Source organism: Cutibacterium equinum (genome assembly GCF_028021195.1).
GTDB lineage: Bacteria > Actinomycetota > Actinomycetes > Propionibacteriales > Propionibacteriaceae > Cutibacterium > Cutibacterium equinum.
In genome coordinates this window covers 165,086-191,571 of sequence record NZ_CP115668.1, presented here as the reverse complement: position 1 = coordinate 191,571, position 26,486 = coordinate 165,086, and the positions used below count along the sequence as shown (strand labels likewise).

The 26,486-nt window shown below is 62.5% G+C and carries 24 protein-coding genes and 2 pseudogenes; 13 read left to right on the top strand and 13 right to left on the bottom strand.

The annotated features are described in order from the left end of the window. Position 1: 1 nt before the first annotated feature. Both O6R08_RS00780 and O6R08_RS00775 read left to right on the top strand, forming a co-directional pair. Complete coding sequence (locus tag O6R08_RS00780) at positions 2–934, top strand: glycosyltransferase family 2 protein (RefSeq protein WP_271418315.1); 933 nt, start codon at positions 2–4, stop codon at positions 932–934. Positions 935–1,570: 636 nt separating this feature from the next. Beyond that, positions 1,571–2,876: pseudogene (locus tag O6R08_RS00775) on the top strand (ISL3 family transposase). 185 nt (positions 2,877–3,061) lie between these two features. Here the strand turns inward: O6R08_RS00775 and O6R08_RS11355 are convergent. The 4 genes from O6R08_RS11355 to O6R08_RS00760 form a co-directional block, all read right to left on the bottom strand. Next, positions 3,062–3,322, bottom strand: a complete 261-nt coding sequence (locus O6R08_RS11355) for a hypothetical protein (protein WP_408640140.1) — start codon at positions 3,320–3,322, stop codon at positions 3,062–3,064. Positions 3,323–3,469: 147 nt separating this feature from the next. Next, the gene (locus tag O6R08_RS00770) at positions 3,470–4,318 is read right to left on the bottom strand and encodes a glycosyltransferase family protein (RefSeq protein ID WP_271418314.1); all 849 of its coding nucleotides are present in this window, start codon (positions 4,316–4,318) and stop codon (positions 3,470–3,472) included. 266 nt (positions 4,319–4,584) lie between these two features. Continuing rightward, positions 4,585–4,833, bottom strand: coding sequence for a hypothetical protein (locus O6R08_RS00765; protein ID WP_271418313.1), 249 nt, complete (start codon positions 4,831–4,833; stop codon positions 4,585–4,587). Positions 4,834–4,868: 35 nt separating this feature from the next. Beyond that, positions 4,869–5,543 carry an acyltransferase family protein gene (locus tag O6R08_RS00760; protein WP_271418312.1) on the bottom strand — a complete coding sequence of 225 codons (675 nt, stop codon included), beginning with the start codon at positions 5,541–5,543 and terminating at the stop codon, positions 4,869–4,871. 293 nt (positions 5,544–5,836) lie between these two features. On the opposite strand from O6R08_RS00760, the gene O6R08_RS00755 reads away from it, so the two are divergent. Next, positions 5,837–7,063 (top strand): Coenzyme F420 hydrogenase/dehydrogenase, beta subunit C-terminal domain, encoded by a 1,227-nt coding sequence (locus tag O6R08_RS00755; protein ID WP_271418311.1) that lies wholly within the window; start codon positions 5,837–5,839, stop codon positions 7,061–7,063. A gap of 36 nt (positions 7,064–7,099) precedes the next feature. Here the strand turns inward: O6R08_RS00755 and O6R08_RS00750 are convergent, their stop codons facing one another. The 9 genes and pseudogenes from O6R08_RS00750 to O6R08_RS00710 all read right to left on the bottom strand — a co-directional run bounded on the left by O6R08_RS00750 (position 7,100) and on the right by O6R08_RS00710 (position 18,711). Next, positions 7,100–8,167, bottom strand: a complete 1,068-nt coding sequence (locus O6R08_RS00750; RefSeq protein ID WP_271418310.1) for a polysaccharide pyruvyl transferase family protein — start codon at positions 8,165–8,167, stop codon at positions 7,100–7,102. Between the two features lie 251 nt (positions 8,168–8,418). Next, complete coding sequence (locus O6R08_RS00745) at positions 8,419–9,921, bottom strand: lipopolysaccharide biosynthesis protein (RefSeq protein WP_271418309.1); 1,503 nt, start codon at positions 9,919–9,921, stop codon at positions 8,419–8,421. A gap of 280 nt (positions 9,922–10,201) precedes the next feature. Next, positions 10,202–10,360: pseudogene (locus O6R08_RS00740) on the bottom strand (ISL3 family transposase); the annotation flags it as partial. Positions 10,361–10,584: 224 nt separating this feature from the next. Continuing rightward, positions 10,585–11,481, bottom strand: coding sequence for a prephenate dehydrogenase (locus tag O6R08_RS00735; protein ID WP_271418308.1), 897 nt, complete (start codon positions 11,479–11,481; stop codon positions 10,585–10,587). Between the two features lie 128 nt (positions 11,482–11,609). After that, positions 11,610–12,608 (bottom strand): CgeB family protein, encoded by a 999-nt coding sequence (locus O6R08_RS00730; RefSeq protein ID WP_271418307.1) that lies wholly within the window; start codon positions 12,606–12,608, stop codon positions 11,610–11,612. A 100-nt stretch (positions 12,609–12,708) separates the two neighbouring features. Further along, on the bottom strand, positions 12,709–13,929 hold the full coding sequence (locus O6R08_RS00725; protein ID WP_271418306.1) for an O-antigen ligase family protein: 1,221 nt from the start codon (positions 13,927–13,929) through the stop codon (positions 12,709–12,711). 29 nt (positions 13,930–13,958) lie between these two features. Further along, positions 13,959–15,533 (bottom strand): polysaccharide biosynthesis tyrosine autokinase, encoded by a 1,575-nt coding sequence (locus tag O6R08_RS00720; protein ID WP_271418305.1) that lies wholly within the window; start codon positions 15,531–15,533, stop codon positions 13,959–13,961. A 123-nt stretch (positions 15,534–15,656) separates the two neighbouring features. Next, a complete protein-coding gene (gene rfbA, locus O6R08_RS00715) occupies positions 15,657–16,526 on the bottom strand; it encodes a glucose-1-phosphate thymidylyltransferase RfbA (RefSeq protein ID WP_271418304.1) in 870 nt (289 codons plus the stop codon). A gap of 4 nt (positions 16,527–16,530) precedes the next feature. Further along, positions 16,531–18,711 (bottom strand): glycosyltransferase family 2 protein, encoded by a 2,181-nt coding sequence (locus O6R08_RS00710; RefSeq protein WP_271418303.1) that lies wholly within the window; start codon positions 18,709–18,711, stop codon positions 16,531–16,533. A gap of 176 nt (positions 18,712–18,887) precedes the next feature. On the opposite strand from O6R08_RS00710, the gene rfbB reads away from it, so the two are divergent. The 10 genes from rfbB to O6R08_RS00660 all read left to right on the top strand — a co-directional run bounded on the left by rfbB (position 18,888) and on the right by O6R08_RS00660 (position 26,485). After that, positions 18,888–19,886, top strand: a complete 999-nt coding sequence (gene rfbB / locus O6R08_RS00705; protein WP_271418302.1) for a dTDP-glucose 4,6-dehydratase — start codon at positions 18,888–18,890, stop codon at positions 19,884–19,886. Continuing rightward, a complete protein-coding gene (locus tag O6R08_RS00700; RefSeq protein ID WP_271418301.1) occupies positions 19,886–21,274 on the top strand; it encodes a bifunctional dTDP-4-dehydrorhamnose 3,5-epimerase family protein/NAD(P)-dependent oxidoreductase in 1,389 nt (462 codons plus the stop codon). Before rfbB ends, O6R08_RS00700 begins: the two co-directional genes overlap by 1 nt. Next, on the top strand, positions 21,274–21,990 hold the full coding sequence (locus O6R08_RS00695; protein WP_271419136.1) for a hypothetical protein: 717 nt from the start codon (positions 21,274–21,276) through the stop codon (positions 21,988–21,990). The genes O6R08_RS00700 and O6R08_RS00695 overlap by 1 nt, the downstream gene beginning before the upstream one ends. Beyond that, on the top strand, positions 21,984–22,241 hold the full coding sequence (locus O6R08_RS00690) for a nitrate ABC transporter (RefSeq protein ID WP_271418300.1): 258 nt from the start codon (positions 21,984–21,986) through the stop codon (positions 22,239–22,241). The genes O6R08_RS00695 and O6R08_RS00690 overlap by 7 nt, the downstream gene beginning before the upstream one ends. A gap of 27 nt (positions 22,242–22,268) precedes the next feature. Continuing rightward, positions 22,269–23,207 carry a nucleotidyltransferase family protein gene (locus O6R08_RS00685; protein WP_271418299.1) on the top strand — a complete coding sequence of 313 codons (939 nt, stop codon included), beginning with the start codon at positions 22,269–22,271 and terminating at the stop codon, positions 23,205–23,207. Further along, complete coding sequence (locus O6R08_RS00680; RefSeq protein ID WP_271418298.1) at positions 23,204–23,473, top strand: PqqD family peptide modification chaperone; 270 nt, start codon at positions 23,204–23,206, stop codon at positions 23,471–23,473. Before O6R08_RS00685 ends, O6R08_RS00680 begins: the two co-directional genes overlap by 4 nt. Positions 23,474–23,478: 5 nt before the next feature. Next, positions 23,479–24,057 carry an arsenate reductase/protein-tyrosine-phosphatase family protein gene (locus tag O6R08_RS00675; protein ID WP_271418297.1) on the top strand — a complete coding sequence of 193 codons (579 nt, stop codon included), beginning with the start codon at positions 23,479–23,481 and terminating at the stop codon, positions 24,055–24,057. 5 nt (positions 24,058–24,062) lie between these two features. Further along, entirely contained in the window at positions 24,063–25,124 is a 1,062-nt protein-coding gene (locus O6R08_RS00670) for a glycosyltransferase family 1 protein (protein WP_271418296.1), read from the top strand. Positions 25,125–25,295: 171 nt separating this feature from the next. Beyond that, complete coding sequence (locus O6R08_RS00665) at positions 25,296–25,985, top strand: FhaA domain-containing protein (protein ID WP_271418295.1); 690 nt, start codon at positions 25,296–25,298, stop codon at positions 25,983–25,985. A 2-nt stretch (positions 25,986–25,987) separates the two neighbouring features. Then, positions 25,988–26,485 carry an FHA domain-containing protein FhaB/FipA gene (locus tag O6R08_RS00660; protein ID WP_271418294.1) on the top strand — a complete coding sequence of 166 codons (498 nt, stop codon included), beginning with the start codon at positions 25,988–25,990 and terminating at the stop codon, positions 26,483–26,485. Position 26,486: the final 1 nt, after the last annotated feature.

The window sequence follows — 26,486 nt, the reverse complement described above, 5'->3', positions numbered from 1 at the left end:
GATGACTACCGCTTCCATCATCATCCCGTCATACCGCGGAGCCCAGCGCCTGCCACGCCTACTGACAGCCCTCGCAGCCCAGACAACCAAGGACTGGGAGGCCATCGTCGTCATCGACGGAGACATGGACGGCTCGGAAGAGGTCGTCACCAAGTATTCCCACCTGCCGATCCGGTCCTTGGTGTTCCCACAGAATCGTGGACGTGTCGCGGCTCTCAACGCCGGCCACGAGGCCGCCGAAGGCAACGTCCTCATTCGCTGTGACGACGACCTGGAGCCGGCGCCCGACTACGTCGAGCGTCACGTCGCCAGCCACGCCGATCGCGAGCAGGGAACCATCGGCATGTGCCTCAATGTCCTTCCCAACAACCGCTACACCGCCGTGTACGGAGCTGGTGCCGACGAGCAGTCCCGGGCCGGCGCCTACCGGGCCGATGCCGACCAGACCTGGCGCCACTGGGGCGGAAACGTGTCAATCACGCGAGACATGTGGAACCAGGTCGGCCCCTACGACACCCGTTACCGTGCCTATGGCTGGGAGGACGTCGACTACGGCTGGCGGCTTCACGAAGCAGGAGTGCCTGTCGTCCTTGATCCAACTCTGGAGACAAACCACCATGCCGCCGCGGTGAGCACCGCCAGTCGCGCGGCCCGTTCATTCCGGTCCGGACAGGCCCGTCAGCTCTTCGAGAGGCTTCACGGCGAGGAAGCTACAGGCCCGGCTGCTCCGGAGCCGGTGACCCTGTGGAATAAAGCCGTCCTGGCTACCTCCTCGAAACTGGACTATCGGAGGACCACAGCCCTCGCGCACGCCATTGATGCCATCATCCACATCACCCCGGCTGCCGTCGCTCGCAAACTTGTTGCCTTGGTAGTGGAGTCCGCTGCCGTGGCGGGTCACTGCTCCCCTGACACACCCGAGATGGATTTCTGAATGGGGCACAAGACAAATTCGTGATAAGTCACATACGCATGCCGCGTAACCACCGCACTATGACGGCTGAGCGGGAAGTGCACGCCGGCCGATAACTCCCGACACGCGGCTTCCAAGGTTCCGGTCGATAAGATCGGCATAATCGGCTGTCTCTCCCCCACCGAGGACTTGAAGGGCGAGTCGGTCATGCCCCCTACCCTCGTCATCGGTCGATGCTGAGTCCCGAAAATGGCATCCGCTTCATTCGAATGAGAACGGTCCAGCGCTCCCGCTAAGATGCACAACTCGGCATGCATCCATTGCTTGGAATCGCATCATATCTCCGGCCGTCAAGCTGACCCAACATCACCGGGGTTTCGTCGAGAAACTGTACGGACTTCTTGCGGGCAGCCGTCCCGAACATTGGGGAGCCGATCGTGTCGCTTGCGACGTCATCATGGCCTGATCTCGGCGGGCAGTTACAGCATCGGCGTCAACACGGCAAGTGCGCCTGGCAACCGTCGCATTACCGGCGACGGGGTGAAACGGGCTCTTCACAATCGAGGGTGTAGGTGGGCGGTAGCCTCGGGTTCGGAGGCGGGTCGGGGTCCTTGGAATGATGGGAGTTCGCACACAGTCACCGCCCATGACCTTGACATGGACAACGCTGCCTTCACTACCCCTGATTTGGCCACGTTCTGCCAGCTTGACGACCTCGGCCTGAGGGTCGTCGGTCAACACCTGACCAGCCAGCGTGCCTTGCTGGCCTGCCATCCGATCAAACCCGATGACTGGTGCCATCGCTGCGGCGGCCACCGATCAGCGCGTGACAACGTGATCCGCGACCTGGCGCACGTCCCGTTCGGTTGACGCCCTACCACCCTGCACGTCCGGCTACCCCGCTACCAGTGCCGCGACTGCGGGCATGTGTGGCGCCACCACCTCACCGGTGCCGCTTCGCCGCGTTCGTGCTTGTCACGTGGCGCGTTACGGTGGGCGCTGGAAGCATTGGTGGTCACCCACCTATCGATGACGAGGATCGCGCACGCGCTCGGCGTGACATGGACCACTGCCAACGATGCGGTCAGCCGAAGGACAACGACTGCTCATTGACCAGCCCGGCCGCTTGGACCACGTCACCGTGGTAGGCGTGGATGAGCATGTGTGGCGTCACACCCACAAGGGTGACACGTATGTGACCGTGGTCATCGACCTGACCCCGGTGCGGGATGGCACCAGCCCGAGCCGACCGGTGGCGATGATCAAAGGACGCTCGAAGCAGGCCTTGGCAACCTGGCTGACCGACCAACCACAAGCCTGGCGCGACGGAGTGAAGATCGTGGCCATGGACGGGTTGTCCGGCTTCACAACCGCCACCGCCGAAGAACTCCCTGACGCCACCACGGTGATAGACCCGTTCCACGTCGTGAGGTTGGCCGGCGATGCTCTGGATGCCTGCCGCAGGCGGGTCCAAATCATGCTGCATGGCACCCGCGGCCGCAAGCACCACCTGCTCTACCAGAACCGCCGAATCCTGCACACCGGCGCTGATCTGCTGACCGACACACAACAACACCGCGTGGATGAACTGTTCAGTGATGATCGGCATGTCGAGGTCGAGGCCACCTGGGACGTCTACCAAACCATGATCACCGTTTACCGCGCTGGCAGTCGAGCCCAAGGCACAAAGATCATGACCCGGCTCATCGCGTCGATCGGATCGAGCGTTCCCGCCAACCTGGTCGAGGTCGCACGACTCGGCCGGACCCTGACCACACGCCGCGATGACATCCTGGCCTTCTTCGACCAGCCCGCCACCAGCAACGGCCCCACCCAGACCATCAACGAACGCCTCGAACACCTACGCGGCACCGCCCTAGGCTTCCCCAACCTGACCAACGACATCACCCGATCCCTCCTCGAAGCCGGCAGACTCAGACCGGATCTACACCCTCGATTGTGAAGAGCCACATTGCTGCGTGATAGTTCACTGGGATTCTCAAACGCGGGCATGAGAATACCCTCGCAGGATCACCTACGGGGTCGGGCAGGGTCGACTGTTGGCTCAGTTCCGAACGGATCCCTTTGCGCGAGCCTCTTTGAGGGTGCGAAACCCTTCAGATTTGCGCTTTGCGACCTCCCCGCTCGCTAAGCCCCAACAACTTCCGAGCTGCGTCTGCCCCCTTGGGATCGGTGACAGGCACCATGATCAGGGGGGCTTTCGAGCGCTGTACTCATATAGCCTGTCGCACCAGACATGAAGAACACGACGAGACTCGCATAGAGCCCCGGGCAGACGAGGCCCTGGTGGATACGGTTTCCGCCGCAAAGGTAAGGGTGGGAGCTCAGCAGCCAGGGACCGTCGATCCAGACCGGCTCATCGCGCCATAAACCCCCAACCCACGCCATCGCTGTCACTTCAAGATACCAAGCGTGCGTCACCAGTCTTACCGTGACGACGACCGCTGCTATTAAGGTGCCTTTGGCTTACATGTGCGCAGTATGGTCAGTGAATGTGTGGCCCTGGGCACTCGGATGAACCTCGGCGAGCACCGCTCACGCGATCACATCACGCACCTTAGCGACAGCAGATTTCACCTGCTCCTTGGCCCCCAGCCGAGTGGCCATCGCTCGTCCCTTCATGTGGACTGACAGCCGCATCCGACGCCGACGCTCCTCCCCGGGAAGGAGCACGGTCTGGCGACGCATCCCGTACTTATCCAGAAGAGCCTTGGGTACGAGGAGATCGCTCACCCCCATGGCTCGGGAGAAATCAATCACGGACAAGGCTTTGTCCGGGTGTCCGGCAAAATGCACGGTGGTTCCATCCTTCAGTGTGCGGTAGTGATGGGGACGGGCGTTCAGTCGCATATGGTCGACGATCAACGCGTGGTCGCGCATACCCAACTCAACAAGGGCGTAGTGGACAACATCCTGGTCGCCTCCACATTGCTTGCCGACAATCTCGGGATCCCACCACTCGGCCACCAACTGCTCCAGGGGCTCGAGCACGCTGTTGAGGAACCGCAGCCCGTGCTCGTCATTGCGGACGAGCATGACCCCCGCATTGACCACGTTCCACCATCCGTTGGGCTCCCGCACGCCGTCCGCCAGAATGATCGAGCGCTCTGCCTGCTCCGCCTCCGCGATGAGGCCGGCGATGCGGTCCTCGGTGAAATCGGTGAAGTAGACGTCGTCATCGACCCAAAACACCCAATCGTAGTAGGGTAAGTAATGCCTCAGCGCGGAAGGCTTCAGGAAGTAGTAGTTGTGATCCCCCGCATCAGGCAGGGATTGGAGCCGATAGTCGTATCCAAATTCGCGAGCCCAGATCTCCTGATTAACGTAGCTCGGCACCGTAAAGCGATCAGCTCCCGACACGATACAGACTCGCGGCAAAATCACGCCTGGTACCTGCGGTGGACATCACCGCACCCCTTCCTTCCGGTATCACACCTTCGAAGCTAACCATACCGATGGCGCCGGGGCATCTGTGCATGACGACCAGTCTCAGACGTAGTGCCTTGGCAGATAGGAGCCGTGTCCGGCAGATCTGCCCCACGAAACCTGTCAGATGCGAACACGGCCCAAGACCTTGAGCCCGGGATCGAAGTGACCATGCTGAACTGCGGCGACACTCGCCGGGCCAAGCTTGGATACGGAGACCTCAACTACGACGGTCCTGCCTGCTCGACTGCTCGACGCTCGATTCGCGGAAGAGCCGGCAACTCGAACAGAATTTTCGTGTAGCGGTAACCCCACAGCACGAGAACCGGGACACCGATCCCCACAACCACCTGCACCAGCACGAAGAGCACCGGAGCACTCAGCGCAAGATCACGCAAGGCCAATGCGGACAGGCCCTGCACTGGGAAGTGCACGCAGTAGAGCACAATTGACTTCTGACCGACCCACTCCAACAGCGGAATTCTCGGTATTCGCGACCACAACCACATCACAGACAGGACCCCCCCCAAGGCAGGAGAAGCGTCCAGACCTGACGATGATTGAGCTGCGCCAGTCCCCATCTGAACGAATGAGAGCATGCAATGCTCAAACCCACAACGCCCAGCAAGCCAGCGATCCAACCAGGCATGGCAAGCAGAGAGGGCAGATACCGTCGAAGGGCTGCCCCCATCATGAATATCGCTCCGTAGAAGAGAACGCGGCGAATCCACGTCGATGACGGATCACGAACGACGAGCAATGCCACCATCCCCACAGCCATCAGCCAGGCTGGTATCCATCGACTAAGCCATCCAGCGGGATAACAGAAGAGCAGGACCACCAAAAACCACATGTGGTAGGGGCCTGTGAGCCACATGCGGGGATTGGTCACAGTCGACAGTCCGCCCAGTGCGGTGAGGGTGAGTAGCACCCAGACCACATAAGGCCAGAGCACCTTTCGGATCTTGCCCGAGATAAAGGGGATCAAGGGTTTTCTTACTGAGGTGGCCAGTAGCATTCCCGACATCACGAGTAAGGTCGGCATGCGAAACGAGGAGAAGAAGGCCACGAACCCGTCCCAGCCCGGTAGCAGTAGTCCTTCGCCGACGCCGAGAACACGAGGGACACCGACTGCGTGGTGCAAGACGACCAACACCACCGCCAAGCCTCGAAGTGAATCCATCCAGTACATCCTGGGCTTGGATCCCACGATGACGTCGTTTCCCTGGGGTGGAGCGTGCGTTGGCTGGTGCACTACACTCAATCCCTTCAGTTGACCACGGCTACACTACACTGCCATGGCTGTTTGTCTCCTACCGCCGCGTGCTATGTGTTCTCGACTCGCCTGAACGCGGTCGCCCTCCGTCCCGGCTGCGACGCCCAACGGCCCGAGCGCTGTGTCCGGTACCCCACGTCGGCTGAATTGAATAAGATGAGGGTCGCGCTCACCAAACGCCACGACCAAGGGAGCACTGCGTGACCATCTCACTCAGACAAGCCATCAACCAGGTGACCGCCAACCAACTTTGCACCGGCTGCGGCGCCTGCGCGCGTCTGGCCGACAGCGTCGACATGGAACTGCGCGACGGCTATCTCCGACCGCAGTTGTCGGCTCTCACCCAGACCGAGGATGCAGACCCACAGCTCGTGGCTGAGTTCCGGCGTCAGTGCCCGGGCCTCGTGGTGCGCTCAGCGCCGCGAGGGCCTTCCATGCTGGACGACGTAGTCGTCGGCAGGCACCGCCGTGTGTGGCAGGGGCACAGCACCGATGAGGAGATTCGGCACGCAGGCTCCAGTGGCGGGGTGCTCACCGGACTGGCCTCCTGGCTACTCAGCTCGGGTCGCGCGCGCCGGGTATTCAGCGTCGCCGAATCCGACACGCCGCGGCGCACCACGGTGCCACTACAACTAACCACCCGCGAGGAAGCGCTGGCGGCAGCGGGGTCTCGCTACTGCCCAGCATCGACACTGGCTGGGCTACCACGCGAAGGGCTCGGCCGTGACGACGTCGTCATCGCGAAGCCGTGCGAGATCGCTGCGCTTCGAGCGCATTATCCTGCCGACGATGCCGCATCACCACTGTTGCTAAGTTTCTTCTGCGCCGGCACCCCCAGCCAAGATGCGACCGATGACCTGCTGTCAGCCGGAGGTATTGGCCCCGACGAACCTCTCACCTCGCTGCGCTACCGCGGGAACGGCTGGCCCGGCGCCTTCATCGGAGTCAGTGAATCCGGCCAGCGCGTAGAGGTCAGCTACGACGATTCATGGGGCAAGGCGCTCGGTCCGTCGATGCAATGGCGCTGCAAACTGTGCGCCGATGGGGTCGGCGAATCCGCTGATCTCGTGTGCGCCGACTATTGGGAGGCCGACGAACGCGGCTACCCGGTCTTTGAAGATGGAGATGGCCGCAGCGCGATCGTCGCCCGCACCCAGCGGGGCGAGCGACTCGTCGCCACAGCACTCCAAGCAGGCGCCATCGATGCTGAGCCTCTCGACGCCAGCGCACTGGCCGCCGTTCAGCCCGGACAGCGGGGCAAGCGGACCCAGATGTTCAGCCGGCTTCTGGGCACCCTTGTCGCCGGTCGCCGCATCCCGCATTACCGGGGATTCGGGCTGCTGAGAAAGGAACGCCCCACGCCGAAGACGCTCTACCAGCGCACGAGGGCCACGTGGGGGCGCGCGAAGCGGTTGCCGCGTCGGTAGCGCCTCACAAACGCCGTGACCGGCGCGGCGTCAACGTCAGCCTATGACGGATGCGTAGCATTCACGTACTCGGTCGATCAGGAGGTCGGCCCGGTGCAGGACCGCATCGACGTCTCCTTCCTCGGCTTGCTGACACGCCGCCAGCACGGCACTGGTCGTCGTGGCGGCACCGAGCTCGAGAGTGTGTTCCCAACCGAGGTCACGCAGCAACGGCGCGAATTTGCGCGAGTACGCCAGCGGCACCGCCGGTGTCCCCACGCTCAGAGAGTTGAGGCACATGTGCATCCGGGATCCGATGGCGAGCCGAGCCGAAGCCGCAGTCTTGCGGACCTGGTCGAGCGACTCAGGATGGACGTGCACAAGGCCGAATTCCTCGGCGAGCATCGCCCCAGGACGCGCGTCGGAAACGACGTCGTCGGGCACATCGTGACTGAGTAAGGTCACCGAGCGTCCTGCCTCGCGCAGATCTCGGATCAGGTCGCGAACGAGCGTCTGGTACTGCCCGCTGTCACCATGCGCGTCGCTGGACCACAGCAACCCAGAGACGTTGAGCAACACGTCGTGCTCCGGCTGCGCTGGTCGCTCCGGACGAGGGAGTGCAAACACGACGTCGGTCCCAACGGCATCGGCTGGACGGCCGAATCCTTCGGCATACCCTGCCGAGTACGAATCCCGAGTCACGAGTGCCTTCACTCGCGAAAGGTTGGCACGAGCAATCAGGCGCCCGGCGCGCGTGCGGAAAGGGCCGACGGTCATGGGACCGAAGATCAGAGGAATCCCCAGCTCGGCGACGAACTCCGCCCACAACGATTGCTCCGCCAAAAACTTCAGGCCGTAAATGTCGGTGAAGGAATCACCGGCTCGCAGGTCCACCACCACCGAGTACTGACGAAGCCACTCCACAGCCTCGCGGGTCCGGAACCGACGTTTGATCGCACCCTTCGCTCGGGCCACGGGGAAAGGGGCGGTGCCCCAACCGTAATGCTGGTAGTCCACGTCCAGCGACGGATCCACCGAGCACAGCAGCTGTTTCGTTCCCTCGAACAGGACGCGGATGCCGAAATTGGCAGCATGGGGATCGCCCCACAGCACGAGCGCCTTCATGCGTCACTCCTTCGTCTCTTTGGGCACCCAGGTGATGCCTCACTCAGTCAGATAACCGTCCCACAGCGCCGACGAAGCGCCAGGATTTGTCGGGATCAGCGGGCACATGTGAGAAGTGCAACCACCTCATGTCGCGCAGCCAGAGAGGTTCCGGGTATTTCTGGATGAACCCCGCACATCCGCTGACCTGGCTCGCCTACGCACTCCTCTCGGTTCGGACGAGGCACCACGTATCCTCGCCAAGATTAACACTAAGTAGCCTTCGGGGCTGCCTGCTTCCGTGTGCGCAATACTGCGGCCTTAACTTCCCATATCTCCCGCCGTACAGGGGGCACAAGTAGCCAGCCCGTTGCGAGCACCACATAGGCGCCGCCATAGAGGAGCAGGTCCACAATTACAGGCCACTCGGTGTGCATTTGCCAACGCGCAAGTAACAACAACGCCGCAGGTAACCCGCCCACCACGAATGAGCGCAGCACTCCTCTTACGAGCGGCCGCACCTCGACGCGCGTCGTGCGCCCGAGGATTGTGTACGACACGGGCCAAGTTACCATCGAGACTGCAATGTTGGCCCATAGGACAGCCTCTACGCTGACCATCGCTGCGAGCAGCACGACGACGACGCGGATGGGAGTGAAGACGAGACTGATGCGCAATTGTATGTCAGGGCGTCCAAGGCTTTGGTACAACCAGCCAGCCGCCAACGGCACATAGCCAAGCGCTGTCGAGATGCACAGTAGTTGCACGAAGCCGACAGTGCGACTCCAGCCATCGCCCAGCGCCAACGGCACCAACGAGGGGCTCACGACGAGCAGACCACCGCACAGCAGGGCGACGGCGTATCCCACCGTCTGTTGCCACAACAGCGAGTATCGACGCAGCCGCTGCGCATCGTCTTGCACTTTCGACAGTGTCACGAAGGCTAGATTGGATACGGGTGCAACCATGAGCGACACAGGTGTGGAGACGAGCTGGGTGCCCCGGGTGAGGGAGCCGAGCTCACGCGCACCGAAAAATCGCCCAGTGGAAAGATTGACGATGTAATTGGCGAGGTAAGACACGACGCTGTATCCGAAGACGGCGAACCCGAACCGAAAGAATCCTCGCATGTCGGCGTTGCGGTCCCAGCGCTGCGGCCACCATTTTGACACAAGTACCAGTAATACGAGCGTGGTAGCGCTGCCGAGAAGGGATTGCACGATGAGCGCCCACGCCCCCCAACCCAACGCGGCGAGCACGATCGTCACAACGAGCGCTATTACTTGTGCCGAAATGTTGATTACCTGCAGCGTCTTCTGCCGCAACTGCCGCTGCAGCGAGGCCGAATACTGCGCGCTCATGCCACTAATGAGAAATAGCGCCCCGATAGCCCACACATACGGAGTGAGACGCGGCTCGGCGAAGAGCCACGCGACCAGTGGAGCTGCGGCCACACTCAAGAGGCTCAGGCTGGCCCCCGCTGCCGTGTTGATCCACCACAGGTTGCTGCGCTGTGCCGCACTGATCTGCTTGGCTTGGATCGCTGCGGCACTAAGTCCCAGCTCCCGAAAAAGGTCAGTCAATGCGACGAAGGCCATCACCATCCCGAAGATGCCGTAGTCGTCCGGGGTGAGCAGCCGGGACAGCACGACGACCGTCACCACCTGGATCAGGGCTTTCACCACCTGCCCAGCCAACGCCCAGTAGCCAGCCTTCCGAGTCCTGCTTCCCAAGTCCTCGAACTCGTCCTCGAGACTCGCCCTCGCCTCGCTCACCTGGTCAACCCAACCGAGGCGGATGTTGCCTGAATCATCGTCACAAGCACAGGTTTGTCAATCTTTCGATGTGCCACGACAGCGGAATCACGATGGTTGCCCATGAACCTCATGACTGTGCTTTCGACGTGCATGCTGGCTCTCCTTCTTCCCCGCAGCCGAGGGGAGTCTATTCGCATTCGTGAGTTGCCGCACACCTCCGACGACACTCACATAAACTCGCCGAGTGGGTAGGGTGCGTGTCTCACATACAGGCTCTTCACAATCGAGGGTGTAGATCCGGTGATCTGTGGCCGCCGCAACGATGGCACCAGTCGTCGGGGTCAACCGCGCGGCACAACAGAATGGCTCGCTCGCCAGTCACGCGCTGGCCTGTCACGGCCAGGCCGAGGTCGTCCATGCGACGGAACGTGGCCAGATCAGGTGAAGGTAACGTCATCCATGTCGAGGTCTTTGGTGAGGCAGTGTAGGAACTTCCATCATCCAAGGACCTCGGCCCGTCTCCGGACCCGGGGCTACCGCCCAACTACACCCTCAACTGTAAAGAGCCGCTGATCGTGTCGACCACCTGACCCGATGCTGACCCGATGCGCCCACGCCTGACCACAGCACCAGGACAACGGCGCGGTCATCGGGAAGGTGGGCGCCTCGATGACAAGTGGGTCAGTCAGACAACGCCCTGGCGACAGCGAGTGCCGGTTCCAGCTCGGGCGACTCGTAGGGCTGGGTTGGTGACGACCCCCATCTGGAAAGGTTGTACCGACTCCAGAAATCCTCGATCCAGGCGGGTGGTACGGGATGGTGGACCCATGCCGGCAGACCTCGGCACGCCGCCTCGAGGGTCCCGGTGGAAAAGATGGAAACGACCGGCCGCCCCTCCTCGACCAAGGACCGCTTGGTCTTCTCGATCTGCACCCCGCAACGACGCATCACGCGGTGCTGGGCGCGTGAGATGGCGTCAGCCTCGTTGGGATGCGGACGGTACAGCGCCCCGGTGGAGGTGCAGAACTCGGTGTAAATACGTTGTTTGTGGCCGCGTCCTATCTCCGTGCCGTGAAGCTGACCCAACATCACCGGGGTGTCGTCCAGGACCTGCGCCTTAGGCAATCTCGACGCCTTCCACAGCATCTGCGAGCCGACCACCTCACTGGTAACGTCGTCGCGTCCTGCAACCTGATAATCAGCATCAGCTTCAGACCACGCAAACAGATGGTCCCCGGGGGTCAGGGGTGGGGACCAAGGGGTCAGCAGTCCGTGTTGGACGACACAGAAACGCGCGTTGTTCCGCAGGGCCCACGGCCTGACCTCGGCAGCAAGATCGTTGAAGGATCCCAGGGTGAGGACCTGCTCGATCGACCTGGGTAACGGGGCTCCCCTGCGCCACTCCATGACACGGACGGCACCCCTTGCTACTTCCCGCGCCTCAGGATGGTGGGAAAGAACGGCCGTGCGATCAGGGTCGAGATGTGCCAACGGATCGAAGGTCGCGTAGCGGCAACTCGCGGACACCTGATCAAGGACGACGAGCGTCTTCGGCTCCTCGGCGGGCAAATAAAGCATCGGCGTAGCCACGACAGGCGCTCGCAGTCGCCGTCTCACAGCCGACAATGCGAAACGCACCCGGTTTCTGCTGTCTGACCATTTCCGCCAAGCGTCGAGGTCGTCTGGAAAGACAAGCCCCACGTCGCTCATGACCACAACTTCTCGATGGTCGCGGCACGGTGGTCCAAGGTGTGCTCGGCGATCGTCCGAGCCTTCGCAGCCCGGCGCATGGCGATCATGCGGTTCGGATCGGAGAGCACACGGCGAGACAACTCAGTTGCCTCCTCTGCGCTGTGCTGCACCAGTACCTCCTTGCCGGGCTCATAGAACTCCGTGACATCGTCGCGATCAATAATTTGAAGACCACCGAGCCCGCAGGCCTCGAAGGTCCGCATGGTGAAGCCATCCTGATCGCCATGGACGTTGATCGTGACTGCGGAGTCACGCATGATGCCGTAAGCCTCACCCAAAGTGACATCCCGCCTGGCCGGAATACCCGCCGACTTCGCTCGCCACGTCCGCATGCGATCGACGGGGTGATCGGACCACTCTCGACCGTAGGCCACGACTGGGATTCCCTCCTTCACGAGGGTGGACAGGAGCTGTTGACGAGCTGGCAAGTTGGAGCCCACGAAAGTGACGTCGCCCTTGGGCCAGTGCCCTTCCGGTTTTGTGGACAGGTTGAAACCGGTCGGAACGTAGTGGGCGTCAATCCCCTTCGCCTGCAACTCGGCCGTGTCGTCATGGCTGTAGGTGATGACCGTGGACACAGCTGCCGCGATATCGATGTCGAGGGTCATGCGGCGCAACTCGTCGTAGAGCCAGGCCACCGAGTGCTTCGCCGTGCGGTCGACTTCCGCCCAGTAGTCAGGACCCAAAACATCACCTCGAATGGTGAGGACCAGATCTGGTCGTACCGTACGAAGACGTTCGATCGCCCTCTTGGTCACAACCTCCGACGACAGGTGGCCTTGAGTGCCACGCACCTTGGCAGGAAGCTCATACCTGATCTTGTTCCAAGCCTTCTCGACACGCGGGGCAGCATCGTACCTGTGGACGATGACGTCATACCCCTTCCTTGCGAAGGCGTCGCCAATGGCGTTCCCATAACCGTGAAAGCTCGGAGTTACAACGAGCAACCTCATCACTTCACCGTCCTCGAGTGATCATGTCGATATGGAATGAACCGGGCATTGGGGCATTGGGGGGTGAGGGTAATCAAGCAGCAGGAGTAGGTGCTCCGCCTCATGTCTGACTCCTTGGACCGACAAGAGATAGTACATCGCTATTGCGCCGTGGCGGCACCGATCGCAGCGTTTCCGACTCCGACGCAAACGCAGACCCGTATCGCTCACACAGGCTGATGCCGATGACAATGAATGCCGGCACCGTGAAGAACACTTCTCCCAGTTTCCATGCACATACCAGGATCGCGACCGCGGCACCCTCTACAACACGCTGCTCGTCGGACACGACTGTCCGTTGGTCTGCCAGCCCCCAGACAACGAAAAGAAAGAGGCCAACAACGGCAACAAGCAATGGTATTCCACTCTCAACCCGCAATGCCGCATACGAATCGTGGAAGAGCATTCGGCGATCGTCCAAGACGTACACCCAGGCAGTTCCCAAACCACTTCCGTACCACGGAGACGCTTGTATCTTAGCGGCCGTGGCGACGTTGATAGTTTCCCTGAACCAGTCCGTACCAGCCCGGTCGCTGAACACGCCAACCTCTGCGAAATTATCCTCGACATAGCGAATTCCCAGCCATCCCACCAACACGAGGAGGAGGCGAAACGTCAAGGCCAGACGGCTCCTGATGAAGACCCAGACACACCCGGCCGCAAACGCCATCATCGACGTGCGTGATCCTGTGGCAAAAAGAGCAGCACTGAAAACCAAGAATACCAGGACACGACTGATGGTGGTCCGCACCACAGCCAACACGAGAATACCGACCACAGCGTAAACCATCCCGGCCACATTCTTGTCACCAAGAAACCCGAGAAGAAGTCCCTCGTACCCGGGACTACGAAGCGGCGTGAAGTTCGCAGGGATATTTATGAATATCAGGGATATCGCATACCCTGCCACGAATGACCGCCATAACAGACGGCCCTGCGCAAGACACACCGAGAATAGAATGAGCAGGAGCCAACGGAATGACCTCTGTGCCCATGGTTGTCCCTGATGGATGGACACACCTACCACCCACAGCAGCAGGAACGCCCACAGCAACGCATAGAACCCAAGGCCTCGCACTTTCACGGTCGGCCGCACAAACGCGCACACTGCAATGGCCCCAGCAGTGAGAGCAACATCGATGGGCATCGGCAAGCCAATCTCGTAACGACCCAAGACAAAGGTCATACCGAGGAGAAAATCCGGGAGACGGATACTGCCGATTCGTTCCGCCGCCTGACGAGCCTTCACTCCTAATGTGGAAGAACCTTGCTCGGCCCTCATGCCGAGGGCGAGGGCGTCTCCAGCTCCAGTCATTTGGCTCGGCGGGGGGTTATACCTGAATCCACGGCCGGACGTTCGTGTTTCTGAACCCGAACAGCCCCCTCTCGTGGCTGTCGCTCATCCTTGATGACTGCGATTGATTCCTCGCTGTCCTGTTCCTCGGTTCCGTACGACGAGTAGTAACCGTGCTTGCCATAGTCGCCGTATGAGCGGTAGGAACTGTAACTGGAGGCACCATAGCCGTAAAGAACGTCGCCCATCTTCTTTCGAGGCACCCGCGTGAGCACCGATCCCAGAAGCGGGGCACCGACCTGCTCCAGTCGCTTGACCACCAACGACACCTGATCACGGTGAGTCTTGCCGACAACTGCCACGAAGATCGTGCCGTCAGCGATCGTTCCGAGCAGGCCCGCATCGGTCACCGCAAGCAGCGGGGGTGCGTCGATGACGACGAAGTAGCCACGGCTACGCAGTTCCGTGAGCAAGTCCTTCATTCGCTGGGAACCAAGAAGTTCTGAAGGATTCGGAGGAATACGTCCGGCAGCCAGCATCTGCAGCCGCTTGGTCTCGGTCCGCATCAAGGCATCATCCAGGGCGACGTCGCCAGCAAGGACCTGGGACAGACCCACACCGGACTCGGCTCCGAAAGCCTTGTGCTGCACCGGGCGGCGCATGTCAGCGTCAATGAGGACGACCCTCTCACCTGCTTGTGCCATGACAACCGCCAAGTGTGTCGACACAGTCGACTTGCCCTCTCCCGGATTGGCCGAGGTGACGACAACGACACGGGGAGGGTTGTCGACGTTGGCGAACCGGAGGTTGGTACGCAGCTGCCGGAAAGCCTCGCCGGTGATGCCGGACAGGTGAACGATCGACTTCTCTCGCTGTTCGGCAAGCTTCTTGTCGTCCGGAATGACACTGAGGATTCCTGAACCGGTGAGTTCTTCAACGGTCGCCTGATCGCGAACCTTGAGGTCGAATTGCTTGCGCACCACAGCGACGACCGCACCAATGAGGAAGCCAGCCACCAGACCAACTGCCAGATAGAGAACCATCGACTTGCCACGATCACCGGAAGGAAGTCCGGCGGACTCGTATCCGAGGACGTGGACCGAAGTCATCTTGGCAAGCTCCGCGTCACTCTTCTTCCCACCTGCGGCCTGACCGTAGGTCTCCATCCGCAAGGCCTCGGAGATAAGTGCCTCGAGGCCGGCATTGGCGAGGGCCTGGGCATTCTCGGCCGTGTCTCCCGTGGCCTTGATGTCGATGAAGGCCGTACCGTCGGGGACAGACGCCGTCAACGTACCCTTCGCTGCCTCCGGCTTGCCGGCCTTCTTGAGACTCTCGGCCGTTTTTTCCGCCATCGTCCGCGTTCCCACCAGCTTGGTGTACGCGGCTGCTCTCTGCTGAGCGATCACGTTACCTGACATCGCTCCACCGACCGAAGCAGAATCTCCCGCGACCACCATTCCGGTCGACTTGGCCGTGAACACCTCGGGGCGTGACAGCTGGTAAACCGCGCCGAGTAGGCCTCCCGCGAGTGCACAGACAATGAGCAGGACAAGGTTGCGCCGCAGGATGCGGACTACGTCGACGACTGTCACGGGTTATGGACTCCTCTGGTAGTTCGCTGACCCTACCTGTGGAAAGGGCATAGTCAGCCCACAGGCAGGGGCCATGTTACAGGACACCATTCATCAGGGGGAGTTGCTGAGTAGGCAACAAGCTCAGGGGGGTGTCACCAAGCCACGCAGATACGCCCCATAGCCGGACTTCTCGAACTTCGCAGCCCGAGCAAGAAGGTCCTCATCTGAGAGGAATCCGCGCCGCCACGCAGCCTCCTCCGGACACCCCACCTGGAGTCCCTGCCTGGCCTGGATCGCGCGCACGAAGTTTCCTGCGTCGTTGAGGGAGTCGAACGTCCCGGTATCCAACCACGCGGTACCCCTTGGGAGAAGCTCCACATGCAGACGGCGCTGTTCCATGTAGGTGCGATTGACGTCGGTGATCTCCACTTCACCACGCGCCGAGGGCTTGAGATCTCGTGCAATCGCGACGACGTCGTTGTCGTAGAAGTAAAGACCGGGAACCGCCCAGTGGGATTTGGGGTGCTCCGGCTTCTCCTCGATGGACACAGCGAGACCGTCATCGTCAACCTCGACGACGCCGTAAGCGCGTGGGTCCGCGACCTGATAGCCGAAGATGAGAGCACCGTCCACCGACTGCGCCTTGGCGAGCAACCGCGTCCCCAATCCTGGACCAGAGAAGATGTTGTCACCCAGGACCAGGCAGGAGGAGTCATTCCCAACGAAATCGGCCCCAATGGTGAAAGCCTGCGCCAGACCCTTGGGTTCTGGCTGCACGGCAAACTCGATCGAGATACCAAATTGGGAACCGTCACCGAGCAAGTGGTGGAAGGCCTGCGCCTCGTGCGGCGTGGTGATCACGAGGACATCCCGGATACCCGCGAAGATGAGGGTGGTCAGCGGGTAGTAGATCATCGGCTTGTCGTAGACGGGCATGAGCTGTTTACTCGTCCCCAAAGTGATGGGGTGCAGCCGCGACCCAGCACCTCCGGCCAGAATGATTCCACGCATGGGTTCAGCCTACGGCATCATTTCCTCGCATGACCACCCAATAGAACTCCCGCTCGCCACATTCCCCGGCACCGTCATCACCAATGCTGTACCGGACCACAAGGCGCTCGTCGCGGCATCTCGCGGCGGCGACGACCGATCCCCACGCCGGATGACCAGTCTCCAATTCCGGTTTCTCCTCGTACAGAACAACCATGTCCGAGCCACCGTGTGCAAGAGATCTGCGTGCCAGGAATTCGAGAACGCGGTCACGAACCAGCACGCTCACAGGGCTTTGTGTCCGCCTCGCCGCCGAGCTCGACCTTCGGAATCCACCCATCACAGCGCTTCTTCCAGACGTCGCCCCTGCCCCCGCCGGGACGGCAACTATTCCGTCCTCATGGAGGTCCAGCCAATTCTCGACACGACTAATCAGGTCATTGATCGACGGACGGCCACCTTCATCGGCCGTGGCGGTCACCACATCAGAACCGGTGCAGTCCAACAGCCCCTGCGCCCCGGCACGACTGCGTCCGGCCCACGGCTCAACCACCAGAACTGGCCGAGCGGCGGGAATTATGACGCTCACATCCGCGACTTTCCTGATTGGACGCCGCTGCGGACCACTGTCCTTGCGGTGCTGCCACCCATGCCTGATCACACGACATTCATTGACGAAGATCCGCCCAGAGTTGACGTCGATGCCACGGACTTTTCTCGCACAATTCCACCCGAAGTTGAGTACGGATGTCGCAATCATTCCCACCATGAAGCACTGTGCACCACCCCATTTCTCGAAGAATCGGAATTCGCCATCGACATTCCAGGACCTCACACGGTCCGGCGAGGACGATCCACCACCAACGTGGCCGACCTCCGCCTGGGGCAGGTACACCGAGTTGAGCCCGCGTTCCTCCCTCAGCCGGCGATGAAGATCCATCTCCTCGCAGTACATGAAGAAGTCCTCGTCAAATCCTCCGACAGCCCAGAAGTCCTGTAAGGGCATCATGTGGGCGACCCCGCTCACCCAGTCAACGACGACCCCTCGCCCCTCCTCGGCGAGACGATGGGCTGCAAAGACATCCTGACCTTGGAGCCAGTCGAACCACTCCTGTCCGTGAAAACGGGCTCCCGGAGTCGCCCAGTTGAAGATGTAATGGTGCGGCCGCCCCCAGCGCCCCAATCTGGCCCTGACCTCTCCTTGCTGGCGGACGGCCGGTGCCGTGACGGCACGGCCCCAAGGGCGGGCGGCGTCCAGAAAACGTCGAAGGAAGTCTGGTTGGAGCGATGCATCACTGTTGAGGAACAGCACATACTCTCCAGTTGCCTGTTTCGCCCCCCGGTTGCAGGCCGCACCGTATCCACCGTTTACGGCACTGCGAACCACCGTCCAGCCGTCTCCATCGGGAAAGGGTTCCGGTGAGCAGTCGTCACTGACGATGATCTCGAAGGAGGTCGCTCCCTCCTGTGCCATAAGGTCCCGAACTACCGACATCGTCGGCCCGACCTCGCCGTAATGCGGAATGACGACCGACACACTCGGCACGTCAGTCGTTGCTGAATCCAACCCAGCTCCGAGGTCCGGGGCGGGGCGACGAGCACGGTCGAACAAGGTTGCGCGGATGCGAGGGGTGAGCCCCGTCGAACCCTGTTGCGACCGGAAGTCGTGATTCACCCGCAGATCCGCCACCAGCTTCACGCACTGACCGGCTTCGGTCAGGCGGCGAGCGAGGTCTGCGTCAGCAGCCGTCCCGGACAAGCTTGCATCGAACCCCCTCGCATCAATGAGTGTCGAACGACGTACTCCGAAGTTGCATCCGTCAACGTCGAGCGAGACCAAGCCATCCCCGCCCGGGTGGACTCCGGTGAACACGGGGGCATCGCGTCCCACTTCCCAACCAGATCGCACCCAGTCAGACGACACGATCACGTCGGTACCCGTGAACATCAACAGGTCAGACCGCGCATGTGAAATAGCCACATTGCGGGCATAACCGTCACCCGGACGGGCTGTGGCATCAACCCGCCGAACATCCAGCCGCCACCGCCAACGTTCGACAAGCTCAGCGACACCGCGTGGACACCCCGCGTCTGCCACCAGAATCTCGAACTTCGGTGCGTCATTCTGATTGGCCAACGCCTGTAGCTGACGGGGAAGGCAACCCCAGTCCTGCGAAACGGGGATGATCACGGTGACATCAGTCATGGGTCCAGAACTTCATGGTAAATCCGGCAGGCGACTCATCGGGGGCTTATCACCTCGCCCGACGCCCTCACATCATGCCACACTGCAGCGTAGACCAGCGCTCCTTCCCTTCTCGGCAATCAGGCGATGCCACGACGAGTAGCGCATTCTGGTCATGTTCTCCATAGACTGGCCCCATGACCTCCATCCTCATCACCGGTGGGGCCGGTTTCATCGGCAGCAACTTCGCCCACTGGGTCCTCGCCAACACCGACGCCACCGTCACCGTGTTGGACGCCATGACCTACGCCGCCAACGAGGCTTCCCTGGCAGGACTGCCCGAGAACCGTTTCCAGCTGGTTCGTGGATCGGTCTGTGACGCCGACCTCGTCGACGAACTCGTCTCCCGCCATGACGCCGTCGTCCACTTCGCCGCCGAGTCTCACAATGACAATTCCCTGGACGGCCCGGCCCCGTTCATCCAGACCAACATCGTCGGCACCTTCATCCTGCTGCAGGCGGTCCGCAAACATGACGTCCGCCTCCACCACATCTCCACCGACGAGGTCTACGGCGACCTCGAACTCGATGATCCGGCAAAGTTCACCCCGCAGACCCGGTACAACCCGTCGTCGCCCTACTCGGCATCCAAGGCCTCCTCAGACCTGCTGGTGCGCGCCTGGGTTCGCTCCTTCGGCGTTCAAGCCACCATCTCCAACTGCTCGAACAACTACGGCCCCCGCCAGCACGTCGAAAAGCTCATACCCCGCCAGATCACCGAGATCTTGGAGGGACGACGCCCCAAGCTCTACGGGGCCGGCCTCAACGTCCGCGACTGGATCCACGTCGACGACCACAACTCGGCCGTGTGGACGATCCTGGAATCCGGTCGACTCGGTGAGACCTACCTCATCGGTGCCGACGGGGAGCTCGACAACAAGACCGTCATCGAACTCATCCTCGAGCTCATGGGCCAGCCCACCGACGCATACGACCACGTCAACGACCGCCCCGGACACGACCTGCGCTACGCCATTGACGCCACCATGTTGCGTGAGGAACTGGGCTGGCAGCCTGAGTACACCAACTTCCGTGACGGACTGGCGGCCACCATCGACTGGTACCGCAACAACGAGTCGTGGTGGCGTCCCCAGAAAGCCGCCACCGAGGCCGCCTACGCGGCAAAGGGGCAGTGATGGGCGACCTGAGCATCGACACCACTGACATTCCCGGCCTCCTCGTCCTGCATTTGCCCCTGCACGGCGACAACCGCGGCTGGTTCAAGGAGAACTGGCAGCGCGAGAAGATGACCTCCCTCGGGCTGCCCGACTTCGGGCCGGTCCAGAACAACATGTCCCACAACTCCCAGGCCGGGGTCACCCGCGGCATGCACGCCGAGCCCTGGGACAAGCTCGTCTCGGTGGCCAACGGGCGCATCCTGGGCGCCTGGGTCGATCTGCGTGACGGCGACTCCTTCGGCGCCGTCGTCACCGTCGAGATGGGCCCCGAGACCGCCGTCTTCGTCCCCCAGGGTGTTGCCAACGGCTACCAGGCCCTCGAGGACGACACGACGTACACCTACCTCGTCAATGACCACTGGTCGGCCGAGGCCAAGAAGTCCTACACCTTCGTCAATCTCGCCGATCCGGCCTTGGGCATCGAGTGGCCGATCAGCCTGGAGCAGGCCGAGCTGTCCGAGGCTGACCGTCACCATCCGCCGTTGAGCGAGGTCACCCCGTTCCGCAAACCACGCACCGTCGTGCTGGGCTCCAACGGCCAGCTCGGCAAGGCCCTGCGTCAGCTCCTACCTGACGCCGAGTTCACCACCCGCGAAACTCTCGACCTGTCCATTCCGGCCAGCCTGGACGCCTTCGACTGGAATGGGGTCGGCACCATCATCAACGCCGCCGCCTACACCGCCGTCGACGCCGCCGAGGACCCAGCCAACCGGACCACCGTCTGGGCGGCCAACGTTTCCGGGGTCGCGCACCTGGCCCGCATCGCGGCATCGCAGCGAGCCGTCCTGGTCCACGTCTCCAGTGACTACGTCTTCGACGGCACCAATCCGCTGCACACCGAGGACGAATCCTTCAGCCCACTGGGCATCTACGGCATCACCAAGGCCGCTGCCGACGAGATCGTCGCCGCCTATCCGCGTCACTACCTGCTGCGCACCAGCTGGGTCGTCGGCGAGGGAGGCAACTTCGTCGACACCATGGCGAATCTGGCCCGCCGCGGCATCAGCCCGCAGGTCGTCTGCGACCAGCACGGCCGCCTCACCTTCACTGGTGACCTGGCCGCCGCCATCGTCCACCTCGTCGACACAAACTCCCCTTACGGCACCTACAACGTCTCCAACGAGGGACCGACGCAGACCTGGTTCGACATCGCCAACGACATCTTCACCCTGTTGGGAGCCGAAGGCACCGTCACCCCGACGAGCGCCGCCGAATGGGGCAAGGGCAAGAATCTGGCCCCCCGTCCCACCCATTCCACCCTCGACCTGTCGCGCATCGAGGCCACTGGATTCGTCCCGGCCACGGCCGCTGACCGGCTACGCGAACACCTGGGCGTGGCCAAGTGATGGATCTCGCCGCCCTCGGCACCACGGTGCAGGTCGACGTCTCCGAGACAGGACTGGACGAGCAGGTGCTGCGCCATGCGTGGGCCCGGTGCCTCTCGGACCCCGACCCCCAGCCCACTGTGCTCACCCCCGGACCGATGACGGCATCGTCCCTGACCCAGGAGATCACCCGAAAACTCATCTCCCGTCAGATCGGCAGCCTCCTCATGTTCCATGCAGGGGCGGTGTGCCACCCCGTCACCGGGGACTCGGTGGTCTTCATCGCCCCTGGCAGGACTGGGAAAACCACCCTCGCCACCCACCTGGGGCGCCGCTACGGCTACATCACTGACGAGACGGTGGCCATCGAACCGGGTACGTGGCGGATCTTCCCGTACCCCAAGCCGCTGTCCACCCGTCGTCCCGATCTGGTCGGGGAAAAGGCAGAACTGAGCCCCGACGACCTGGGGCTGCAGCCCTGCCATCCCGAACCCCACGTCAGCCACCTCGTGCTACTGGCCCGAGACGACTCCCACGAGACCCTCATCACCCCCGAACGGCGTCTTGACGCCATGGTGACGATGGCCGAACAGTCGTCGTCTGTCCACAAACTCCCCAAGCCACTACATACGCTGGCCGATCTCATCGATCACGTCGGCCAGGTCTGGACAGCCCGATACGCTGAGTGCCAGACCCTCGAACCCTTCATCGACGATGCGCTGGGAGCGCCATGCTGATCTGTCGCGCCGACGTCACTGACATCTGGTTCGACGAGGATGAGGCTCTCGCCATCGTCGAGGACTCCGTCATCCGCTTGAGCCCATTGGCTGTGACCATTTGGAATCTTCTCGAGACTCCGCTGGAACTGGAGGAACTGGGCCGCCAACTCGAGGCCCTCATCGGTCCCCCTCCGCAGGGCGCCATGTCTGAAATCCTCACCACCTTCGTGGAGGATTTGTCCCGTCACCACGTCGTGACGGTGTCGTGACGGCTCGAATTGGTATCATCCGGGCTCGTGAGGGACGTGACCGGGGAGACGCTGATCGGCACTGCGAGCAGGGTCGAGGTGACCCACGGTGTCCTGCAACGGCTTGCGGACATGTGCGGGGCCGACCTGCTGCACGTCAAGGGTCCCGCCGTGTCCCCCGAGCTCTTGGAGCATCGCATCGTCGACGGCAAACGGACCGTCATCCCGCGCGGATCCACCGACGCAGACGTCCTCGTGCGCCCCGATCACCTCACTCAGTTCGAGTCCATACTGGCCAAGCACGGGTGGCGCAAGGTGGCTAGCTTCAATGACGGCTCCGCCTTCGGCCATGCCGCCAATTACTGGCACGACCTGCTCGGCTACGTCGACGTCCACCGTCAATTCCCTGGCATTGACATCGCACCCTCGCAAGCCTTCCAAGCTTTGTGGACCCGTCGTCAACGGATCGATATCGCACACACCCTCATCCACACCCCCAGCGTGACCGACCAACGGCTCATCCTCCTGCTGCACGCAGCCCGCAGTGGCACCACGAACCACCCCGACAAGGTGCGCTGCTGGGACAATGCTGACAACCAGGAGCGCCGCGCGGTGCGTGCCCTGGCCCGCGATCTCGATGCCCAGGTTGCGTTGGCCGCCGCCATCGGTGAGCTGGACCAATTCCGCGGACACCGCACCTATGACCTGTGGCGGCACTTCTCGACCGGTGACCCCAGCCGTCTGCACGAGTGGCGCGCTCGGGTCCGGGCCGCTCCCACCCGCAAGGACGCCGTCAAGGTGGCTCTGAATGCCCTTGCCCTCAACCGCCCACACCTGCGCATGGATCTGGGACATGACCTCAGCCGGGTTGACGTCGCCCGCGGCTACTGGAACCGCACCCTCAAGGCTTCCCAGGAGGTCTACCAGGTAGCCCGGGAACAGGCCCGGACGCAGTTACGCTCTCGGCGTCGAAAAGGACACCGATGAACTGGAGCATCAGCCCCCACGTGGCGTGGACGTACGATGAGGATGCCGTGGCTGTCGCAACGGTCCCCGACACCCAGGTCTATCGCCTCGACGGCAGCGGCCGAATCATCTGGGATGCCCTCGTTGAGCACCCGGGAGCGACGACCGACCAGATCGTCGTCGATGTCGCCTCCGCGGCTCAGGTGTCCGCCGACCACATCTGTGAGGACGTCATGAGTTACCTGCGTCACCTGGAGTTCCTCGGTATCGTGATCGCGAAAGGGTGACGATCATGACCGAACACGCATATTCGGCGGGCCCGTTGCGGATCCATTTCGTGTGCACCGCCAACATCTGCCGCTCGGCGTACTGCCAGGCCCGGGCAGCTCACTTGTTCAATCCCTCCCGCTTTGAGGTCTCCAGTTCCGGCATCCAGGCCGAGGAAGGCGTGCCGATGTGGGGGCGGATGCGTCGTGAGCTCAAGCACCGCCAATCTGAGGTGCCCGCCACCTCCTCGACTCAGACGACGATCGACGCCGTCCAGAGCGCCGATCTCATCCTCACCATGACGGCTGACCAGCGTGACGCCATCGTGGGATGGTGGCCACAGGTGATGAAACGGACCTTCACCCTGCCGCAATTCGTCGCCATCGCCAGTGGACTCACCTGGGACGATCCCACAATGGGCCCTCGACAGGTCGTTGACAAGGCATTTCAGCACCGTTCTGCCGTTGGTACCACCCACGACATCGAGGACCCTTACCGTCAGAGCGCCGAGGTCGTCCGCGCCTGCGCCGACGAGTTGGACGGACTTCTCGAGGATCTGGAACACATGCTGACCCCCGTGAAGCCCCGTCGCGCGGCAGAATGAATACCATGCACCTCGATCTCGGCCTCAGCCAGACCATCAAACGCGCAACCCACGTCACCCGCGGATTCCGCCGCATCGTCATGGTGACCGCCTCCGGAAACGACCGTCCCAATCGTCTCGTCACCGATCTGGCCGACGAGTTCTCCCGCCGTGGAATCGAGGTGTCCCAGCTTCCGGTCGACGGATCACAGGACATCACGGCCACTTCGGCGCTCCCAGCCCCGGCTCGCAAGGTCTTCAAGAACTGGTCGCATCGCCGTCACGAGAAGGCTCGCCAGGACCTCAAGGACAGCCTCGACCACCAGTCCGCCATCATCGTGACTGATCCCAGACGTCTCGATGAGTTCGCTGATCTCCAGGACGCCGGCCGGACTGACCGCCCGGTCGTCGTGTTGCTGGCCACTGACCCAGACACGGCCCTCGACGAACTGCCCCCGCTCGTCGACCTCGTCGTCACCCCGAATCCCCCGACTGCTCGCTGGGAGGGCCTCAGCGTGCCGGTCCACTCCATTGGCGTGCCAGCCGCAGGTGGCAGCCCTGCCCCTGGCGAGCGCCCGAAGCGAGTCGTCCTGCTCGGCCCGTGCACCGACGAGGAGCTGTCGGATGCTCTGACCACCTTTGACCGGGCCTGCCAGGTTGTCCCGGGCTGGTCCCTGGAGGTGTGCCTGGACGACGAGACCCGCGCTCACGGTGTGGTGGCAGCCCGTCGTGACGTCGGGATCCACCCGGCTGGATCCGAGAACATCATCATGAACCAGAGCGAGTTGGCCCTCGTGCTGACCCGCGAGGAGGACCTGGCCTCCCGGATCCTCGACGCCGCCGGAGCTGGCCTGCCCGCCGTCGCCTACGCCGACACCCCTGCAGCAGCTGACATCCTGGCTCGCTGCGGATATCCGGCCACGACCACGGACGAACTGGCCAGCGCTCTGAGCCAGGGCATGGCCGATGCCCCGCTACGTCGCATCCAACGCGAGTCTGTGGCCCAGGTCGTCTCCGACCATGACAGTTCGAAGATCGGCCACGCATGGCTCGACCTCATGTTCAACGTACAGCGCAGCCGCCGCTGACCCTCTCAGCGGCGCCAATGGCGCTTCCGAAGCCGGTTCAGGACACGACGTTCGCCACGCGGAGCACGGTCGTCGCGGGGCGTCGTCGGACCTTCTGGGTACACTCGCATGGTGGTAGCCCGTGTGAAGCGGGCCGCCCAGCCCGTCATGTCAGCCGGAAGGAGGAGCCGGGTGGGTTTCCTGGACAAGGTCGAGAAGTCGATCGAAGGCGCCGTCAGCGGTGTCTTCGCGCGCGCCTTCCGTGGTGAGGTCGAACCGGTGGAGATCGCCGGTCGGCTGCAGCGCGAACTCGACTCCGAAGCGCAGATCCTGTCCCGCGACAAGTCACTGGTTCCCAATGATTTCGTGGTCCGGCTGTCCAGCCACGATTACGAGCGTCTGGTTCCCTACACCAAGACTCTCAACGCCGAGATCATCCCGACCCTGCGTGACCACGCCAGTGAGCGTCATTACGTCTTCAACGGTCCCATCCACATCCGCTACGACCTCGACGAGTCCCTGCCGGTCGGCAAGTTCACCGTCCTGACCGGCGAAGACCACGCCAAGAAATCCTCGCAGCGTCGTGCGCCGTTGGTCTTGGAGGTCAATGGGGTGCGACATCCCCTCACTCCCCCGGGCCTGACGATCGGTCGCGGCTCCGACGCTGACATTCGCATCAACGATCCGGGCATTTCGCGTCTCCACGCGCGTGTCAACGTCTGGCCTCAGGGCGATGGAATTGGCGTGTCCATCGAGGACCTTGACTCCACCAATGGCGTGATGGTCAACGGAGTCAAGGTGTCCAGCACTGAACTGGGCGATGGGTCACGCATCGAGATCGGCTCCACGCGGATGCTGGTCCACTCTCCGACGGGGATGTGATCGTGAGCGAATTCCTCGTCGCAGTGTTACGCATTGCCTACTTGGCGGTGCTGTGGATCTTCATCCTGCTCGTCACCAACGTCATTCGTACCGACATCTATGGTCACCGCGTTCCTCGCAATGCCGAGACCGTTGCCGTGGCGCCCCGGCAACGTCACAAGGGCCGCAAGAGCCGCAAGGCTCGTCGCCGCGAAGTCGCCGCAGCACCGTCTGGTCTACAGGTCATCTCCGGCACCAGGGCGGGTACGTATGTTCCGTTGGCCAATGGCGTCACCGTGGGGCGCGGCAACGACTGCACCCTTCCCATTGACGACGACTACGCCTCCACCCGTCACGCCGAGTTCAGCCCGGGCATTGACGGGGCATGGTTCGTCGAGGACCTCGCCTCGACCAATGGCACCCACGTCAACGGTGAGCGCATCGAGAATCCGACGCGCCTGTCGGTGGGTGACGAAGTGCGAATCGGCAGGACCGTCATGACCGTCACCGGCGGGCGGTGAG